1 protein-coding gene is annotated in these 684 nt (G+C 57.3%); it reads right to left on the minus strand.

The window, feature by feature from the left end:
* Positions 1–213: 213 nt before the first annotated feature.
* Positions 214–558 carry an ankyrin repeat domain-containing protein gene (locus tag I6N89_RS25875; RefSeq protein ID WP_207020973.1) on the minus strand — a complete coding sequence of 115 codons (345 nt, stop codon included), beginning with the start codon at positions 556–558 and terminating at the stop codon, positions 214–216.
* Positions 559–684: the final 126 nt, after the last annotated feature.

The raw sequence follows: 684 nt of genomic DNA on the forward strand, positions 1-684 counted from the left end.
CCCCCGTGAAGAGAACCGCGCCGCCGCCGCCAGCCTTCGGTCGGGCTACGCCCTCCCTACGGCTGGCGGCGGCGGCCAACTTGCCTGACGGTGCCGGTCAAGATGGTTGTCGCCCACCAGTCAATCATGGAACGCTCGAGTTGGGCCGAAAATCTACTTATCCCGTATGGTCAGATTTTCGGAACCGTCTCTCTCCTCGCCGCCATTCGCCGTCTAAGCCCCGGAAAAACACTCATCAAGCGCCCTCGACGCTAGCTCCGCAAGCCTCTGGAAGCCCGTCCGCCTTGCAATTTCGTATCCCTGAATGGCATAGGCCTTACGCTTTGCCTTGAAATCCTCAGCAGAGTCTCGCGCCAGTTTGTAGGCCTCCTTAAGCTCGCTTCTACCCACTTCATATGCCGTGCATGTCAATCTCATCTCGAAGATCGTGGCACGACCGAACTCGGCGGCAAAAAGGGCTGGCGTCTTTCCAGAAACAGTCTGAAGCGTCGGGTTCGCACCAGCAGCAAGAAGAATTTCAAAACATCGATCAGCTCCGACCTTGGCTGCTGAATGCAATGCCGTCTGAATAGCCCCGGGTTTCTTAGACGCTTTCGTGTCTCAGTTTGTGCTGCTGCTCGAAGTCGACGGGCGACAGCATTCCGTTGCGGGCGTGTTTGCGCTTCGGGTTGTAGAACATCTCAA

It is taken from the genome of Salipiger abyssi, assembly GCF_017311415.1.
In the GTDB taxonomy this organism is placed as follows: Bacteria; Pseudomonadota; Alphaproteobacteria; order Rhodobacterales; family Rhodobacteraceae; genus Salipiger; species Salipiger abyssi_A.